The organism is Streptococcus sp. 151470009-6 (assembly GCF_053628175.1).
The window spans coordinates 34806-53743 of record NZ_JBSEZF010000002.1; the positions used below are offsets into that span (position 1 = coordinate 34806).

Annotated in this window: 17 protein-coding genes; 1 reads left to right on the forward strand and 16 read right to left on the reverse strand. The window is 42.2% G+C overall.

The annotated features are described in order from the left end of the window. Nucleotides 1–6: 6 nt before the first annotated feature. The 15 genes from ACUW6H_RS03670 to ACUW6H_RS03740 all read right to left on the reverse strand — a co-directional run bounded on the left by ACUW6H_RS03670 (nt 7) and on the right by ACUW6H_RS03740 (nt 14489). Entirely contained in the window at nt 7–975 is a 969-nt protein-coding gene (locus ACUW6H_RS03670; protein WP_454361331.1) for a glycosyltransferase family 2 protein, read from the reverse strand. Further along, entirely contained in the window at nt 972–1808 is an 837-nt protein-coding gene (locus ACUW6H_RS03675) for a LicD family protein (protein ID WP_454361333.1), read from the reverse strand. The genes ACUW6H_RS03670 and ACUW6H_RS03675 overlap by 4 nt, the downstream gene beginning before the upstream one ends. A gap of 143 nt (nt 1809–1951) precedes the next feature. Next, nucleotides 1952–3247, reverse strand: coding sequence for an LCP family protein (locus tag ACUW6H_RS03680; protein WP_454361335.1), 1296 nt, complete (start codon nt 3245–3247; stop codon nt 1952–1954). Further along, nucleotides 3244–4092 carry a prephenate dehydratase gene (pheA, locus tag ACUW6H_RS03685; RefSeq protein ID WP_454361337.1) on the reverse strand — a complete coding sequence of 283 codons (849 nt, stop codon included), beginning with the start codon at nt 4090–4092 and terminating at the stop codon, nt 3244–3246. The genes ACUW6H_RS03680 and pheA overlap by 4 nt, the downstream gene beginning before the upstream one ends. Continuing rightward, complete coding sequence (locus ACUW6H_RS03690) at nt 4089–4565, reverse strand: shikimate kinase (RefSeq protein ID WP_454361339.1); 477 nt, start codon at nt 4563–4565, stop codon at nt 4089–4091. Before ACUW6H_RS03690 ends, pheA begins: the two co-directional genes overlap by 4 nt. Further along, complete coding sequence (gene aroA, locus ACUW6H_RS03695; RefSeq protein ID WP_454361341.1) at nt 4558–5841, reverse strand: 3-phosphoshikimate 1-carboxyvinyltransferase; 1284 nt, start codon at nt 5839–5841, stop codon at nt 4558–4560. The genes ACUW6H_RS03690 and aroA overlap by 8 nt, the downstream gene beginning before the upstream one ends. Before the next feature lie 166 nt (nt 5842–6007). Further along, nucleotides 6008–7150: a TPM domain-containing protein gene (locus tag ACUW6H_RS03700; protein ID WP_454361343.1), complete on the reverse strand. Its 1143-nt coding sequence runs from the start codon at nt 7148–7150 to the stop codon at nt 6008–6010. An 18-nt stretch (nt 7151–7168) separates the two neighbouring features. After that, nucleotides 7169–7738, reverse strand: coding sequence for a LemA family protein (locus ACUW6H_RS03705; protein WP_454361345.1), 570 nt, complete (start codon nt 7736–7738; stop codon nt 7169–7171). A 345-nt stretch (nt 7739–8083) separates the two neighbouring features. After that, entirely contained in the window at nt 8084–8422 is a 339-nt protein-coding gene (locus ACUW6H_RS03710; protein WP_454361347.1) for a YlbF/YmcA family competence regulator, read from the reverse strand. Between the two features lie 10 nt (nt 8423–8432). After that, on the reverse strand, nt 8433–9536 hold the full coding sequence (locus tag ACUW6H_RS03715; protein WP_454361349.1) for a prephenate dehydrogenase: 1104 nt from the start codon (nt 9534–9536) through the stop codon (nt 8433–8435). 9 nt (nt 9537–9545) lie between these two features. Then, entirely contained in the window at nt 9546–10712 is a 1167-nt protein-coding gene (aroC, locus tag ACUW6H_RS03720; protein ID WP_454361351.1) for a chorismate synthase, read from the reverse strand. A gap of 9 nt (nt 10713–10721) precedes the next feature. Beyond that, the gene (gene aroB, locus ACUW6H_RS03725; protein WP_454361353.1) at nt 10722–11789 is read right to left on the reverse strand and encodes a 3-dehydroquinate synthase; all 1068 of its coding nucleotides are present in this window, start codon (nt 11787–11789) and stop codon (nt 10722–10724) included. Nucleotides 11790–11807: 18 nt separating this feature from the next. Further along, nucleotides 11808–12662 (reverse strand): shikimate dehydrogenase, encoded by an 855-nt coding sequence (locus tag ACUW6H_RS03730; protein WP_454361355.1) that lies wholly within the window; start codon nt 12660–12662, stop codon nt 11808–11810. Then, complete coding sequence (aroD, locus tag ACUW6H_RS03735) at nt 12652–13329, reverse strand: type I 3-dehydroquinate dehydratase (RefSeq protein ID WP_454361357.1); 678 nt, start codon at nt 13327–13329, stop codon at nt 12652–12654. Before aroD ends, ACUW6H_RS03730 begins: the two co-directional genes overlap by 11 nt. Beyond that, on the reverse strand, nt 13326–14489 hold the full coding sequence (locus ACUW6H_RS03740) for a class I SAM-dependent rRNA methyltransferase (protein ID WP_454361359.1): 1164 nt from the start codon (nt 14487–14489) through the stop codon (nt 13326–13328). Before ACUW6H_RS03740 ends, aroD begins: the two co-directional genes overlap by 4 nt. A gap of 269 nt (nt 14490–14758) precedes the next feature. Here ACUW6H_RS03740 and ACUW6H_RS03745 point away from each other — a divergent pair, with 269 nt between their 5' ends. Next, nucleotides 14759–16213 carry an alpha-amylase gene (locus ACUW6H_RS03745; protein ID WP_454361361.1) on the forward strand — a complete coding sequence of 485 codons (1455 nt, stop codon included), beginning with the start codon at nt 14759–14761 and terminating at the stop codon, nt 16211–16213. Nucleotides 16214–16298: 85 nt separating this feature from the next. Here the strand turns inward: ACUW6H_RS03745 and alaS are convergent, their stop codons facing one another. Next, a complete protein-coding gene (gene alaS / locus ACUW6H_RS03750; RefSeq protein WP_454361363.1) occupies nt 16299–18917 on the reverse strand; it encodes an alanine--tRNA ligase in 2619 nt (872 codons plus the stop codon). Between the last annotated feature and the right edge of the window lie 21 nt (nt 18918–18938).

Consider the following 18938-nt stretch of genomic DNA (forward strand, 5'->3'; position numbering starts at 1 on the left):
TTTCTCCTAACGCTTAGTTTGTGCAAGCAAGATTTTCGTATACAATTTTCGACTCAGGCACAAAGCTAAAAAGCTCACTTTTCTTGCTCTTGTAAAACGACTATCTAAAAGAATGTTCTTTGTGTTTTTCTTTAGATAGGCAATCAAACGGTCTTCTAAGACCTTGTCCTTGAAATCTGCATCAACCAAGAGCCTATCCAATACATAGAAGTAAGCCCAGTTTAAACGCATGGTTGCAACATCTGCCAGTTCAGGATAATTCTCTCTTATAATAGTCGCGTTTTGCTCATAAGCCTCAATAACGTTTAAGAATTTCAAGGAGAATTTTTGAGTCGTGATACTATTTTCACGGTGAACATAGTAGTATTTCTTCTCATTTGTTGCGACAACCTTGCGACAGTGATGAATCAAGGCAATCATGATGAAGGCATCTTCTGCTATTTTGCCAATTTCAAATCGTAGGTGTTCAAAGAGTTCTTTTTTATAAAGTTTGTTGACAGCTGTGACCGAGAGAATTTTAGCTTCCATGACCATTTTAATGGCTTCTTGGGGAGTTAATTCCCAGGTCTGAATCGCTGCAACTTGCTTTTCTGGAATTTGGTGGTAGACATCATAATGTCCACACATAGAAAGATCAGCATTGGATTCTAACATTTGACGATAAAGGGTTTCATACATGTCTTCATCAATGTAGTCATCACTATCGATAAAACCGATCAAATCAGAACTTGCCTCTTCAATCCCTCTATTTCGAGCGTCAGACAAGCCCCCGTTTTCCTTGTGAATGACACGAATCCGTTGATCTCTTTGAGCTAATTGATCACACAGTTCTCCACTAGAATCCGTTGAGCCGTCATTGACAAGAAGAATTTCCAAGTTGGTATAGGTCTGTTTTAAAATGGATTCGACACACTTCTCCAGATAGGCTTCTACATTGTAGACTGGAACGATAACGCTTATTTTTTCTCCCATCATGCTCCGTATTCTCCCTTGTACTCTGTGTAACTCTTGTCCATGTCTGCTATAATGGCATCATGATGCGGTACTTGCTTGTCTGTTGGTGGGGGTGTCATATAATCCCCAAAAGCAGTGCTGAGATAGGCATCATAGCCGACTGGGATAGGCATCTCAGTTCCTTCAAATGGCAAGAAGAGATTATCTTCAAAGGATGCGATTGGATACTTGTTTCTCATGTAGCCAGGTCCTGAGCATAATTCCGTGATTCCATCACTCTCTGATAAAGTGTACTTGGTCATTTCTTTCTCAGCTTTTTTCCAAATGCGATAACGTAGAGATTTTGGAGTCAGGCCGAGTAAGATACGACTGCCCCATTTCATAACTGCACCATGCTTTTCTGGGACAGTTTGGGCGCAAAAGAGTGAATAGATCAAGGCCCAACGAACCTGTTTCTTACGCTCAGCTGGATTTTTAGGATAATAATCCAAAGGCAAAACATCCAAAGCTAAACCGTGTGGCAAATCCAAATCCTTTTGATAAGGCTTGATACAAGTTGTTTCCTTATCACGAATGGTAATAAAAAGGTTACGATCTACAAAATCCTTGTGACTCTTTGACAAAAAATAACGCTCATCTGCATAACGAGGCCATAGTTCAACTAATTTTTCATAGTCCTTGCGAGGCATGAAAAAGTCTAGGTCATCATCCCAAGGAATAAAGCCCTTGTTACGAAGGGCACCAATAGCTCCTCCACCACAGAGATAGCACAACAAATCATGTTTTTTACAAAATGCGACGAAATATTCAGCCATTTCCAGACTACGAGCCTGAATCGCTTTCAAATCACTCATGTCTCTCCTCTTCTTTTCAAAAACGAGTTATATCGTTTTATTATACCATAAAAAAGCCTTAAAAATCCATCAGAGAGTAAGAAAAATCAAAGCCTAAACCACTTTTTCACTAGTGATTCAAACTTTGATTTTTTTATAGTATTCTATCTCATTCCCATTTGGGAGAGTTTGGTCTGGTATTTATTTTGATCGACCAGAAGACCTTGCCCACCATAGATATCATAAGCGTCCACCCAGTCACCAAGTTCTGGGACGGTGAGTCTTTCAATGCCATTTTGAGCACCTTCTAGGACAGATAAGCCATTGGTTAACAAGAAGCTATACGGTAGATTTGTTGATGTCATGCCAAAGACTTTTCCAAGTGCCTCAGATCCTGTAAAGAGTTTGGTTGGATCTTTGATTTGCTCAAGAACAGCTGACATGACTTGTTGCTGACGTTTTGTGCGTCCGTAGTCTCCTTCATCATCATCACGGAAGCGAGCATAGTTGAGTAGGGTAGAACCATTCATCTGCTGTTTTCCAACTTTGATGGTTTGAGTTGGCGACTCTGTTTCTGTTGCATGAAGATCGTCTCCAACTGTGGCTTCTGTCAGAGGTTGACCATTCAGAGTTGAAAATTGAGCATCGATAGTCACTCCTTCAGGGAAAAGGGTGTCAATAGCTGTTGCAAAAGCCTGAAAGTCAACTAGGGCGTAGTACTTGATATCCAAGTCAAAATTATCTTTTAGAACCTTGCGGACCATTTCTGCCCCTTTTTGTCCTTCTTGTTCCCCAAGTTCATAGGCAACATTAAGTTTGTTGTCCGTTTGTTTCTGTCCATTTACAATCTTACTATACCCGTCGATATAGACCAAGTTGTCACGCATAAAGCTAACGAGCTTAATCTTCTTATCCGAACCACTGACATTTAGCACCATGATTGTGTCTGTACGGGTCTCCGCACTATTTTGACCAATACGGCCATCTGTCCCCATGATTAGGATATTCACACCATCTTTGGTATCCTGACCGTTAAAGACTTCTACTTGGGCTGCCTTGGCATCAGCTGGCTTATTGCTTGGATTGGCTGCCGACTGGAATCCTCGAAGAAACATGAAAATCATCCCTGCAGCCACACATGTAATCAACAGCAAGAACCAAGTCAGTATTCGTTTGAAGCGAATTCTTCTTTTTTTCTTTTTGACTTTAGGTAGAGGAGCTACCTTCTCCCGTTTCTTAGCCCGACTTCTATTTCCATAAGTCGGAAGATCAATATCGCTACTCCAAGTCTCTTCTTTTTCTTCTTGGTAGGAAGGGTGAACCTCTTGCTTGGATCCTGTCATCTTTTGCTGCAGGTAATCAAACTCCTTTCGCTCCCGATCATTGAGGTAGTGAAAATTCTTAAAGAGATAGTCATAACGTAACTGCTCATGATGACTTAAAGGGTTTTCATTGCTCATAGGCACTCCTTTCCTAAATCCCTAATGGTGAAAATAGGGTAGGTTCCCAGTATCTTGTACTGGATCCCAATTGTTTCTAGTTCTTGTCTGGCAAAATGAACCAGCTCTTTGGCACTATAATCCACATCGATAATGAAAAAGTACTCACCTAGTGCCGTTTTGAGGGGACGACTTTCTATCTTGGTTAAATCAATCCCTCGCCAAGCAAAGGTTGACAGAGCCTTGTAGAGGGCACCGGGAAGGTTATCCGGTAAGGTTAAGGCCAAACTCATTTTTTCAGTTTGTGATTGCAAAGGGATAGTGGGAATCTCTGCCCCTAACACCCAAAAACGTGTGAAATTGGCTTCCATTTCTTGGATGTCTTCTGCTATCAATTCCAAACCATACTCAGCAGCTGAGTTTCTAGGCGCAATAGCCGCAAAAGGCTGGTCTGGATGTTCAGCGATAAAGCGGGCTGCATAGGCTGTGCTTGCCGTCACTTCAAGCTGGGATTTTGGATAATGCTCCTCTATGAATTTTTTTCCTTGAGCCAAAGCTTGAGGGTGCGAAAAAATCTTTTCAATCTTAGTATGACCAGGAACTGCCATCAGTTGCTGATGAATGGGTTGTACTATTTCTGCAACAGCCTGAATGTCCGCCTGATGAAAAAGATAGTCCAAGCTTTCATGCACACTGCCTTCGATAGAGTTTTCAACTGGCACCACCGAATAGTCCACCAAGCCTTGTTCATAGGCCTTGATAACATCTGTGATATTGGCAAAAGCCTGCAATTCCTCATTAGGAAAAGCAGTCTGCACAACGTGGTGTGAAAATGATCCCTTGGGACCTAGATAGGCAATTTTCATCTCAGTTCCTCTATAATTTCCTCTGGGCTTAGCTTAGTCACATCTAGAACACGACTGGCTACTTCCTCATACCAAGCCTGTCTTTCTTGAAAAATCTCTCGCAACTCTTCCTTGCTGTTGTTGAGAAATAGTGGCCGTTGATTGCCCTTATCAGCTGAAATACGTTGGTAAAGGGTTTCAAAATCTGCTTTCAGATAAATGTTATCAGGATTTTGTTTGAGCAAGTCACGCTTTCTCTGAGAAACGACTACTCCTCCACCAGTTGACACAACTCGGTCTGTTTTTAGTAAGTCCGCTAAAACTTCTGACTCTATTTGACGAAATGCCGCTTCTCCTTTTTCAGCAAAGAAATCCGCAATGGACATGTCCAAACGTTCCTCGATTAAGGCATCCATATCGATGTAGTCTGCGTCCAATCCTCTAGCGATTGTCGACTTGCCAGCCCCCATAAATCCGAGTAATACCTTAGCCATGAATCAGATTCTCCAAATCATCAAAGAAGCTAGGATAACTGGTATTGATGGCTTCTGCACGGTCAAGTTCCACCTCTCCATCAGCAACCAAGAGGGCTGCGATGGCTGTCATCATCCCGATACGGTGGTCACCAAAGGTATTGACTCTAGCACCATGAAGGGAGGATTTCCCTTTGATAATCATTCCATCTGCTGTAGGTGTGATTTCCGCGTCCATGCTATTTAAAGCATCCGCTACCACTTGAATGCGGTCTGTTTCTTTGACTTTAAGTTCCTCTGCATCCTTGATAACCGTCACTCCTTCTGCTTGGGTAGCAAGCAGGGCAATAATGGGCAATTCATCAATCAAACGTGGAATCAAGGCTCCACTAATTTCTGTCCCTTTCAGATTTGAAGTTTCAACCGTCAGAGTTGCGGATTTAGCGACTGGATCGATTTCAGTTATTTCTAGTTTTCCACCCATGGCGCGAATGACATCAAGAATCCCTGTGCGTGTTTCATTGATACCAACGTTCTTAAGTTCCACACGAGAATCTGGAACAATTAAACCAGCGACTAGCCAAAAGGCTGCACTGGAAATATCTCCTGGGACAACTACCTTTTGTCCGGTCAGTTTTTGCGGCCCTTGGACTGTGATTTTCTTTCCGTCCACACTTAATTGTCCACCAAATTGCTGTAGCATATCTTCGGTGTGGTTACGAGTACATTCTTTCTCGATAATAACGGACTCCCCCTGAGCCTGCAATGCTGCAAACATCAAGGCTGACTTGACTTGGGCAGAGGCGATTGGCAACTCATAGTGAATTGGTTTTAGGTTTTTAGTACCTTTCAAGTGCAGAGGGGGCAGGTCTCGCTCAGTTTGCCCTGAAATGCTGACACCCATTTTTTTCAGAGGAATCGTAACACGGTCCATAGGGCGTTTAGAAAGACTATCATCTCCAAACATCTCTGCTTCGAAGTCTGCACCAGCAAAGACACCTGAGATCAGGCGAATCGAGGTGCCAGAATTTCCCATATCCAAGGCGTTTTGCGGAGCTTTTAAGCCATCCATGCCTACACCTTGAATGGTAATAACCCCATCTTTGTCCTCAATTTTAACACCAAGGTCACGAAAAACCTGCATGGTTGAGAGCACATCCTCGCCACGCAGAATATCATAAACCTTAGTCTCGCCCTCAGCCAAACTTCCAAAAATAATCGAACGGTGGCTGATAGACTTGTCACCTGGAATTCGGATACTGCCATGTAAGTGGCGAATGTTTGTTTTTAGTTTCATAGTTGACCTCATACTTGCAATACTTTTCTTATTTTATCATAAAAAGTCAGAAACTTCTTAAAAATTTCTGACTTTATGATAGTTAAAAATATTTTTTAATAAACTTTTACCTTTTTGATTTATTTCAACCTAAAGATCTTTAATAGCAATTTTTTTCATTTTCAATTTACCAGCTATCTGAAGAGCCACCACCATCAAATCCTCCGCCATCCCAATCATCAGGAGACCAAGATGAACTAGAACTACCAGTATCATATCCAGATGTGGAAGAATCTAATCTACCATAAGAACTTGACTGTACTCTTTGTGAAGCATAGTAGCTTTTTTTGAGCTCAGAAGTCCAAGAAGCATTCTTCACAAAATCTTTATCGTTTGGATAGAGTTTTCCCTTCCCATTATAAGAGTATTGAGAGCGGTTCAGCCTATCTAGTTGCTTTCTTTCAACTTCTGCGTAGTATGCTTCTATCAGTAATGTAGTCCAAGTATCATTAGGTAGAAAACCTTTTGAGTCTGGATATAGTTTGTTATATCCAGAGTAGTTATACTGAGACCTAATTAAACGCTTATTTTTTTTATAGTCCGTTTTACGTTCTTCAGTCCATGTATCGTTAGGTACAAAGTTAGGAAAATCTGGATACAGCTTCCCCTTTCCCTCATACTCATACTTAGAAAAGCGACATCTTTTTAAGTAATCGAAGCAAGTTGCTAAAAGTACATAAACCAAGATAAATAACGGAATGTAGTTAAAGCATATCCTAAGGAATGCAATAATTATTGCTGTGTATTTTAAGCTTTTTGGAAGCTGAGTATTCTTATTCTCTTTCTTGTTTATGATTTCAGATTTCCCAGATTCGGCTTTAGAGATACCTACTAGAATTCTATTAAGAGCATCAGTATATTTCCCTTCTTTCATGTAAGGCTTCGAATCATTTAGTAAAGAACTAGCCTTCGAGTCAGGAAGCCAAATTGCTGCTTCGTTGGATGTTTCAATACGAAACTTCCTATCCTTTATAGCAATAGCGATTAAAATTCCACTGTTGGAATCTTGTTTCCCAATTTTCCATTTGCGTGCAACCTCATTGGCTACCTCTTCGATACTGGAACCATCCAGGGTATCTACAATGTAAATACCTACTTGGGTTTCACTTCTAGCATTCATACTCTCTAACGTTTCTGCAACACTAGTGGTTAAATAACCGTTAGGATCGTAAATACCATTTAAAGGACGATCTGGAACAGCTATATTAGCCGCCACTAGAGGCATAAAAAAGAATAAAGGAGTAATTAAGAGTAAAATTAACTTTTTCATAGGAGATACCCCACAAGACTAATCAGTTAAATTGACTTTAGGGACAACCTTTGCATCTTTCTCTGCTTCAATTAACTCAGCTCTTTGGAAACCAAACAAACCAGCTATCATATTAGTAGGAAAACGTCTAATGGTCTTTTTATATTCTGTTGCAGTATCGTTGTAATCTTTACGAGTAACAAACAAACGATTTTCAGTTCCCTCAAGCTCTGATATTAGAGAAGACACTTGTGTATCGGCTTTTAACTCAGGATAATTTTCTTGAACAACTAGCAATAGAGAAATAGCAGACGTTAATTCGCTCTCTCCTTCACTTTTTGTTTCTTTATTTCCTGATCCAATCTTAGAACGAGCATCTGCAATCTTTGTAAAGATGTCTTCTTCGTGCTTCATGTACCCTTTTACAGAATTTACAACATTTGGAATTAAGTCAGCCCTACGTTGAAGTGCCACTTCAATCTTCGAGTTTGCTTGTTTCACAGATTCATCTTTACTTACAAGACTGTTGTACGAACTTGTCAACACTATAAAACTGATGAAGATAATTCCTACAAGAACTCCGATTAGAGCAATTAGTTTTTTTGACATATTATTTCCTATTTTCTATTGTTCATCATTTAACTAAGATTTATCGATAATAAAAATTTCATTCTTTTTCGTAATTTTTTTGTATTTATTATCTCATCAAAAATTCCTAACTTATCAATTGAAGTTGAAAATAACAGTTAGAAGCTTTCAAATTCGTTTTGTATTATAGTTATGATTTTCAATAGCCTATTTAATTGGTTTTGTATTTTGTTGATTAGTAAAGACATCCATACCCACAATCATTATTAAACAGACCATGCTAATAACTCTAGCTGATACAGTAGTTACCAATAATAAAAATTCTCTTAAAAGAAATACCTATAAATAATGAGCAAAATAATTTTCTTATTTTAGCAATTCTGAAATTGGTTCAAAGACAATTTTTTCAATATCAGAAAGGTAAATCGAAAGTTGTTGCTGTTTGGCAAAGAAATCTGACAAAAGAGCGTTCTCTTGGATTTGCTTGCTAAAAGACTGCATCTTTTCTTGGAAAGAAGCATCTGGCATTTGTCCAGTTTGCGCCATGACTTGGATTTCTTGCTGGAAGGCAAGGTAATCTGCAAAAATCTTGCTGGCTTCCGTATCAGCTTGTATGGCATCTTTAGCTGCTTTGACAGCCTTGTATTCTGGTAATTCGCGTAAACCGCGACTGAGTTCATTTGCACTATCATAAATATTTGACATGATTTTCTCCTTATTTGATGACGACTGTGTAGTCCGTATTTTCTGAAATTAAGCGCTCAGCTCGTTCCAGATCCTGAGCATTTTTAAAGGAAATTTGGAGAATCCCGTGAACATCCTCACGGTTTTCCTCATTGATGTGGATATTAACCAAAGAAGTCCCACGTAGCAATTCCAAAATCCGCAAGATAACATCTTCTTCATCGGGAACATCGACATAGAGGTCATAAGAACTGTCCACGCCTCCACGTTTATGGATTTCCATGGCCTGACGTTGCTCACGCGCTTGGTTGAAAAAGTTCCAAATCTGCTCTTCTTCCCCCTTGCTAATAGCCTGACCAATCTCATCTAAGCGGTTCTTGAAATCCTCAATCCGCTCTAGGATGGTCTCGCGATTGGACAAGAGAATGGAAGTCCACATACCTGGTTCACTCTCTGCAATCCGGGTCATATCTCGAAAACCACCCGCCGCAAAGCGCCTTGTCATCTCATGTTCTTGAGCATAAACAGCTGTTTGCTCCATGAGACCTGATGCCAAGATATGGGGAAAATGGCTAATCTGTGAAGTCACTCGATCGTGCTCCTTGGCATCAATTTCAATGAAACGAGCATGGAGACCAGAAAGTAGGTCCTTCATTTCCTCAAGCGTGTCTGAACTAGTCAAACTAGATGGAGTAAAGATATAGTAGGCATTTTCAAAGAGATTAACATCCGCAGAGGCAGCCCCTGTCTTGTGGCTACCAGCCATGGGATGGGCCCCGACAAAGCGAACAGGCTTGCCAGCCAAATATTCCTCCGCCACTTCCACAATGGCAGCCTTGGTCGAGCCAGCATCTGAAATAATGACGCCGTCTTTCAAGTTCAAATCTGCCAACTCCTGAATAAAAGCAATGGTCTGCTTGATCGGCAAGGTCAGAATGATGACATCTGCCAGAGGAGCAAAACTGGCAAAATCATCCGTTCCGCGGTCAATTATCCCTCGCTCCAAGGCAATGTCTCTCGAAGCCTGACTGCGATTGTAACCTAGAATTTTGTAATCGGGATGATCGCGCTTGATACCAAGCGCCATCGAGGCACCAATCAAACCGAGACCTGCGATATAGATGGTTTTTGCCATAGGAACTCCTTAATAGTTCTTTGTATACTCACGGTGTTTGGCTACCACTTCTTTTAATTCCTCTAGGTTGTCCGATGAGAATTTTTCAAGGATTTCTTGTGCCAGAACTGTTGCCACAACGGCTTCCATGACCACACCTGCTGCTGGAAGAGCGGTCGGATCACTTCTTTCCACAGTTGCCTTGTAAGGTTCGTGAGTCTCGATATCCACACTCATAAGTGGTTTATAAAGAGTGGGAATGGGTTTCATAACACCTCGAACAACGATGGGTTGCCCATTGGTCATACCACCTTCAAACCCACCTAGATTATTGGTACGACGAGTATATCCGTCTTCTTTAGACCAGAGAATTTCATCCATAACTTGGCTGCCTCTTCGGTAACCCGCCTCAAACCCAAGACCAAATTCCACCCCTTTAAAGGCATTGATAGAAACAACTGCTTGGGCCAATCGCGCATCCAATTTTCTGTCCCATTGAACATAAGATCCAAGGCCAACTGGAACACCTCCGACGACTGTCTCCACAACCCCACCGATGGTATCACCGTCACGCTTGATTTGGTCAATATAGTCCTTGATTTCTTGTTCTCGTTCTTGGTTGACAATAGAAACTTCAGACTGGGCAGCTCTTTGCTTAATCTCAGCGACTGTTAGATTTTCGGGAACATCGATTTCCTTGCCACCAAAGATCACGACATGATTAGCAATCTCCATATCCAGTTCAGCTAAGAGGCGTTTGGCTACTGCCCCAACTGCCACCCGCATGGTGGTTTCACGGGCGGATGAGCGCTCCAAGGAATTACGCAAATCATCAAAACGGTACTTGATACCCCCAACCAAATCGGCATGACCTGGTCGAGGATGAGTGATTTTTCGTTTGCTTTTAAGGCGGTCTTCAATGTCCTCAGCAGACATGATATCCAGCCATTTTTGGTGGTCTTTATTGACGACATCCATGGTAATAGGAGCCCCAGTCGTCTTCCCATGGCGGACACCCGAAGTAAAGACAACCTGATCACTCTCAATCTTCATACGACCACCACGTCCGTATCCGCCCTGACGACGTTTCAAATCCTCATTGATGTCCTCTGCTGTCAAAGGAAGTCCAGCAGGAATTCCTTCAATGATAGCTGTCAGACGGGGTCCGTGTGATTCTCCCGCAGTTAAATATCTCATAGGTTCTCCTTATTTTACCAAGTAGTCTTTCATCTCTTCTAAGGAAACAGGGTGAATGCTCGCCGAACCAAGCTCTGGCACCAAGACCAATTTCAAGGTGTTTCCACGCGCTTTTTTATCATGAGTCAAAGCTTGATAAAGTTTATCAACATCCCAGTTTTCATAGTCAACAGGCAAACCAAATTTCTGACACATAGCTGTGATGGACTGGGTTATGCCAGCTGGCATGAGGCCTTTTTCCTCAGCAACCTTGGAAATCTGCACCATACCCATGGCCACAGCTTCTCCATGCATGACCTTGCCATAACCGGCAGTCGCTTCAATGGCATGGCCAATAGTGTGTCCAAAGTTGAGGTAAAGCCGAACACCATTATCCAACTCATCCTCAACCACCATCTTGCGCTTCACCTGACAAGAATGTTCAATCAAAGTCTCTGCATGTTCCAGAATGCTCTCAACAGAACCATCCAGCTCCGTTAAGAGAGCCCATAGTTCTGGATCCTCAATCAAGCCATACTTGATGACCTCACCCATTCCTTCAATCAACTCTCTCTTTCCAAGTGTTTCAAGAACAAACGGGTCAATCAAAACCCCATCTGGTTGAGCAAAAGTTCCCACCATATTTTTAGCAAAAGGAGTATTAACACCTGTCTTACCACCGATAGAGGAATCAACCTGGGCTGTCAAACTGGTCGGAATCTGAACAAAGCGAATCCCACGCATATAGGTCGAAGCCACAAAGCCAACCAAGTCCCCAACGACACCACCACCAAGAGCCACTATTCCATCGCTACGAGTCAGACCTTGCTTGACTAGAAATTCATAGACCTTCTGAACAGTTGTTAAATTTTTTCGTTCTTCACCTTCCAAAAAGTCAAAAACAGCTACCTGAAAACCAGCATCTTCTAGGCTGAGTTTAACCTTCTCTGCATAGAGAGAAGCTACATGATTATCTGTCACAATGACTACCTTTTGTGGTTGCCAGAGTTCTCGCAACCATTGACCTGCTTGCGATAGACAACCTTTTTCAATCTGAATATCATAAGGATGATGCGGAATATCAATTCTGATTTTCATAGTAGGGTCTCCTTTTCATTATTGGTATTTTTCTGTCAAGGACTGCCAAATCTCATCTGTCGGCATTTCTTTTCCTGTCCACAGTTGAAAAGCTTCAGCAGCTTGATAGAGTAGCATCCCCAGACCATTGACAGCTGGATTGCCCTGGCTTCTAGCCCATTTCAAAAACGGCGTTTCAAAGGGTTGGTAAATGATATCGGCCACCAAGAGAGCCTCTGGCAAATTAATGCTTTCTGGAACTGGGGACGACTGGCCATCCATCCCCACACTAGTCGCATTGACTAGTAAGTGCGAATCGGCAATCCTTGATTGCAGCTCAGAAAGATCTTCTAAAGCATACAAGTCCACTTTAAAACCTGTTTGCTCCTGCAACTTGTCTAGATAAGGTCTTGTTTTTTCCATGGAAACTGAACGAACAAAGACTGAAACCTGACTGACCCCATCCAAAATAGCTTGCGCCAAAATGGACTTGGCCGCACCACCTGCTCCCAGAATGGTCATTTTCTTATCCGAGATTGCAAAAGAAGGCAAGCTCTTAAAAAATCCCTTGCCATCTGTATTATATCCAATTAAATTGCCATTATGATTGACAACAGTATTGACCGCCCCAATCAAACGAGCTTCATCACTCAATTCATCCAAAAAGGGAATCACTTGCTCCTTGTAAGGCATGGAGAGATTGATCCCAAACATCTGGTAACGGCGAATATTAGCGACTGTTTCCGCTAAGTCCCCCGCTTCGATTTCCCAAGCCACATAGACACCATTGGTAGCAGTCGCCTCAAAAGCACTATTGTGGATAAAAGGTGAGATAGAGTGTTTAATGGGATTTGCAACGACAGCCGCCATACGTGTGTAGCCATCAAGCTTCATCCAAAATCTCCCTGATTTTTTTCATGTTTGATAGAGAAATCTGACCTGGGGCACTCGCTTCATCTAGACTAGCAAATGACCAACTTGAACCCGTTACATCTGAAGTGATACGAGATACCTTGCCCATTTTCCCCATGGAAATGGTCACGTACTCTTGCTCAGGATTGAGTGTTTTAAATCCTCGTGTGTAGTTCATCAGGTCTAAAACATCCTGCTCCGTATGGGCCATAACTGATACCTTGACCACTTTAGGAGAAAGACTTGTCAACTCAGACAGGATCTCCATCATGTTTTCAGGTGTCTCCTGGAAATTATGGTAACTCAAAACGAGATTGGGAAAATCCAACATTTCCTCAAATACATCCTTGTAGCTGAAGTACTCAAAATCCACATAGTCTGGTTGATAGAGTTGAGTGACTTCCTTGATGATTTGAACATACTCCTCAGAAGACAGTTCGATTTCTCCTCCCTCAGAGCGAGTCCGAAGGGTAAAGACCAGTTCGCGGCCTGCGAATTTCTCAAAGATTGCAGGCGCTACCTGTAAAATAGCTTCCTTGGCGAGGAAGTCTGCACGCCACTCGATGATATCGGCATCTTCATACCGTGTGGCATCCAGTTCTTGGGCTTCTTCTAAACTTTTTGGCATTACTGAAACGATTAATTTCATCTACTAACCTTCATACTAATCACCTTGAGGTAATTACTGCTTTCATCTTTTTTATTATAGGCAAAGTCTGCTGGAAGACCATATTGGTTTAAGATCTGATATTTTCTTCCTGCAAAACCTTTATCAATTTGTTCTGTAAATTTCTGACGGGAAACATTGGCAGCATTGGTACTGGCAATGATAATACCTCCCGGATTTAAAATCTCTAGACTTTGGGAAATCAGCTTGTGATAGTCCTTAGCTACAGAAAAAGTTTGTTTTTTATTACGAGCAAAGCTCGGCGGATCCAGGACAATCACATCGTAGGTCAAACCTTTTCGCTTGGCATACTTGAAGTAGTCAAAGACATCCATGACGATAAAACGATGGTTGTCTGTGTTGAGTCCATTTGCCTGAAAATGAGCTTCTGACAACTCTCTCGACCGTTTTGCCAAATCAACAGAAGTCGTCTCACTCGCGCCTCCCATAGCTGCAGCAACTGAAAAGGCAGCCGTATAGGAAAACATATTGAGCAAGAATTTACCCATGGCTAGACCACCCACCAAACTCCCACGAACCTCATGCTGATCCAGAAAAATACCTGTCATCAAGCCATCATTCATAAAGACCTGATAAAGTACACCATTCTCAAGAACAGTAAAATAGTCTGGCGCTTCCTCACCATAAACATAGGCAGACTCGTAGTCTAGACCTTTAAAACGAATCTTTTCATAAGCCCCCAAGACCTCAGGAAAAACCTCCTTAAAAGCCTTTACAATCAACTTACGAATTTGGTAAACAAAGGAGTTGTACCAAGAAAAGACAGCATAATCTCCATAGAGATCAACAGTTAGACCACCAAAACCATCCCCCTCTTGATTAAAAAGACGAAAAGCAGTGGTAAAGTCATCTTGATAATAAGGCTTTCTAGCTTCCTTGGCCTTACGAAACAGAATTTCAAAAAAGGCTTGATTGAAACGAACCTTTTCCTTGCTGATGAACCAGCCGATTCCCTTGTTCTGCTGGGAAAGATAGGCGCTCCCTAAAAACTTCCCGTCTTGACTAAGAACTTCGACTTCCTGATCCGTCAGATCAATATCTGTTAAATCACTTGCCTCCAAAAGAACTAGACCCTTAGCTAGCTTTTTTTCAACACGTCTGCTGACCCTAATTCTATTCATAGCTACTATTATAGCAAATTTTGTGACAATTCTCAAAATAGAAAGCGTTTGTCCATTTTTACTTTAGTTTACTAAGTGTCATTTTTGTTAAAAAAAGTTTAGTCAATTCATTTTTTCTAATCCTTCTTTCCTGACCAATGAAAAAATAGTGGGAAATTTCAAAAAATAGACATTTCTAGAAATGAGTATAGAATCTTGAGCAAACGTTTGGCTAGTTCTAAACTTTATGATAGAATAAAGAACAAGATTGACAAGTAAGAGGAAACATCATGCAAAATCAAACACTTATGCAATACTTTGAGTGGTATCTGCCCCACGATGGACAACACTGGACACGATTGGCAGATGACGCAGAACACCTAGCAAATCTCGGTATCAGTCATGTCTGGATGCCACCTGCCTTCAAAGCAACCAATGAAAAAGATGTGGGATATGGCGTTTATGATCTTTTTGATCTGGGTGAATTTAACCAAAAAGGGACTGTTCGTACTAAATATGGATTTAAGGAAGAGTATCTCCAAACGATTCAGACTCTCAAGGAGCACGGAATCCAACCAATGGCTGACATTGTTCTTAATCACAAGGCAGCAGCAGATAAACTAGAAGCCTTTCAGGTTATCGAAGTCGATCCAGAAGACCGTACAGTTCAACTAAGTGAGCCCTTTACTATCAACGGATGGACCCACTTCACTTTTGATGGACGTCAGAAAACCTATAATGACTTTGAATGGCACTGGTACCACTTTACAGGTACAGACTACGATGCCAAGAGACGTAAGTCTGGTATTTACCTGATCCAAGGAGACAATAAAGGTTGGGCAAACGAGGAATTGGTCGATAACGAAAACGGCAACTACGACTACCTCATGTACGCTGACCTGGACTTTAAGCATCCTGAAGTCATCCAAAACCTCTATGACTGGGCTGACTGGTTTATGGAAACGACTGGTGTAGCTGGTTTCCGCTTGGATGCCGTTAAACACATTGACTCCTTCTTTATGGGCAATTTCATCCGTGATATGAAGGAAAAATACGGTGAAGATTTCTATGTTTTTGGAGAATTTTGGAATCCAGACAAAGAAGCTAATCTGGACTATCTTGAAAAAATTGAGGAGCGCTTTGACCTTGTCGATGTTCGCCTCCACCAGAACCTCTTTGAAGCCAGTCAAGCTGGAGCAAACTACGATCTTCGTAGTATTTTTAACGATAGTTTAGTGGAAATTAAACCTGATAAGGCTGTCACTTTCGTGGACAACCATGATACTCAAAGAGGACAGGCACTTGAATCAACCGTCCAAGAATGGTTTAAACCAGCAGCCTATGCGCTCATCCTTCTTCGTGACCAAGGTCTTCCATGTGTCTTTTATGGAGACTATTACGGTATTTCAGGGCAGTATGCCCAAGAAGATTTCAAAGAAGTTCTTGACCGTCTCCTAGCCATCCGAAAAGACTTGGCCTATGGAGAGCAAACAGACTACTTTGACGATGCTAACTGTATTGGATGGGTCCGTTCAGGCGCTGAACATCAATCCCCAATCGCAGTCCTCATCTCAAATAATCAAGAAAACAGCAAATCCATGTTTGTCGGTCAAGAATGGGCTGGCCAAACCTTTGTTGACCTCCTTGAAAATCATTCAACACAAGTTACGATCAATGCTGACGGTTATGGAGAATTTCCAGTAGCAGCGGGAGCAGTCAGTGTCTGGGCAGCCAATACGATCTAAAATACTAAGCCAGGTCCACTAGGATTTGGCTTTTTTTGTGTATGCAAAAAGATCTATCCAAGTGGATAGATCCTAAATGTTTTTCTTACAATTTACCTGCTACGGCATCCAACAAGTCTTGGATTTTCGCTTGGTTGCTTCCTCCTGCCATGGCCATGTCTGGTTTACCACCACCACGTCCATCGACGATTGGAGCCAATTCTTTAACCAAGTTACCTGCGTGGATATCTTTTGTCTTGCTTGCAACAAGGATGTTGACCTTGTCACCGATAGCTGCAACTAGGACAAGCACATCAGAGTAGTCTTTTTGTTTCCAGTTATCCGCAAAGGTACGAAGGGCACCTGCATCTGATACAGAAACTTGACTAGCAATGTAACGGTGATCGTTGACTTCCTTCACATCCTTGAAGACATCACCTGCTGCAGCTGCTGCGGCTTTTTCCTTCAATTCTGCATTCTCTTTTTGCAATTGACGAAGTTGTTCTTGAAGTCCTTCTACCTTGTGAGGTACTTCTTTGAGTTGAGGTGCTTTCAAGGTTGCTGCAACTGCTTTAAGGGCATCTTCTTGTTCACGGTAGGCTTCAAAGGCTTCCTTACCAGTCACTGCCAAGATACGACGAGTTCCTGAACCGATTCCTTCTTCTTTGACAATCTTGAAGAGACCAATCTCAGAAGTATTATCTACGTGGGTACCACCACAGAGTTCCACAGAGTAGTCACCGATAGTCACAACACGGACTTCCTTGCCATACTTCTCACCAAAGAGGGCCATAGCTCCCATTTTCTTAGCTGTGTCAATATCTGTCTCAACAGTTTCCACTGCGATGGCTTCCCAGATTTTTTCGTTGACTTGCTGTTCAATGGCGCGCAACTCTTCAGGAGTTACAGCTTGGAAGTGAGTAAAGTCAAAGCGAAGGAATTCAACTTCGTTCAGAGATCCTGCTTGTGTCGCATGGTGACCAAGGATATTGTGAAGGGCCGCATGGAGCAAGTGAGTCGCTGTGTGGTTTTTCATGACACGATGACGGCGATTAATATCGATTGCCAAGGTATATTCTTGATTCAAAGAAAGTGGTGCAAGGACGTCAACCGTATGAAGAGCTTGTCCGTTTGGTGCTTTTTGAACATCTGTCACAGTAGCAACAAGGTTCCCTGCTGCATCCAAGATTTGACCGTGGTCAGCTACTTGTCCACCCATTTCAGCGTAGAATGGTGTTTCCGCAAAGATAAGAGAGGCAGTTCCTTCTGAAACAGTTTCAACTTCAGCATTGTCCGCTACGATAGCGACCAACTTAGAAGGCAATTGACTAGCATGGTAGTTCAAGACACTTTCCACTGTAATGTTTTGGAGGGTTTCATTTTGCATTCCCATTGAGCCACCTTTGACAGCTGATGCACGCGCACGTTCTTGCTGCTCTTTCATGGCTGCTTCAAAACCTTCACGGTCTACAGTCATCCCAGCTTCTTCAGCGATTTCTTCAGTCAATTCTACTGGGAATCCGTATGTATCGTAGAGTTTGAAGACATCTTGACCAGCAATAACCGTTTGACCTTTGGCTTTCAAGTCAGCTACGATGGTTTCTGCAAAGTGTTGACCTGAGTGAAGGGTACGGGCAAATGACTCTTCTTCGCTCTTCACGATTTTTTCGATAAAGTCACGTTTTTCAAGCACTTCTGGATAGTAGCTTTCCATGATTTTTCCAACAGTTGGAACGAGTTTGTAAAGGAAAGGCTCGTTGATACCCAATTTTTGACCGTGCATAGAAGCACGACGGAGCAAACGACGAAGAACATAACCACGACCTTCATTTCCTGGAAGGGCACCATCACCGATGGCAAATGAAAGAGAACGAATATGGTCCGCAATGACCTTAAAGCTCATGTTATCGCCATCTTGGTCGTAGACCTTACCTGACAATTTCTCAACTTCACGAATGATTGGCATGAAGAGGTCTGTTTCAAAGTTTGTCTTAGCCCCTTGGATAACTGCCACCAAACGCTCCAAACCAGCACCCGTATCAATGTTCTTGTGTGGCAATTCCTTGTATTCGCTACGTGGTACAGCAGGGTCAGCGTTAAATTGTGACAAGACGATGTTCCAGATTTCGATATAACGATCGTTTTCGATATCTTCTGCTAGCAGGCGAATACCGATATTTTCTGGGTCAAAGGCTTCTCCACGGTCAAAGAAGATTTCAGTATCTGGTCCAGAAGGTCCCGCACCAATTTCCCAGAAGTTGTCCTCAATTGGAATCAAGTGACTTGGGTCCACTCCTACTTCAATCCAGCGGTTGTAAGAATCCTTATCTTCAGGATAGTAGGTCATATAAAGTTTTTCAGCTGGGAAATCAAACCATTCTGGACTTGTCAAAAGCTCGTAAGCCCAAGTGATGGCTTCGTCACGGAAGTAATCACCGATAGAGAAGTTCCCCAACATTTCAAACATGGTATGGTGACGCGCAGTCTTACCAACGTTTTCGATATCGTTGGTACGGATAGCTTTTTGCGCATTGGTAATACGCGGATTTTCAGGGATGATGGTTCCGTCAAAGTATTTCTTAAGAGTTGCTACCCCAGAGTTAATCCACAAAAGAGTTGGGTCGTTTACTGGAACCAAGCTGACTGATGGTTCTACAGAGTGGCCTTTGCTGGCCCAGAAATCTAGCCACATTTGGCGAACTTGAGCACTAGATAGTTGTTTCATAATATCTCCTTATTTACTTGT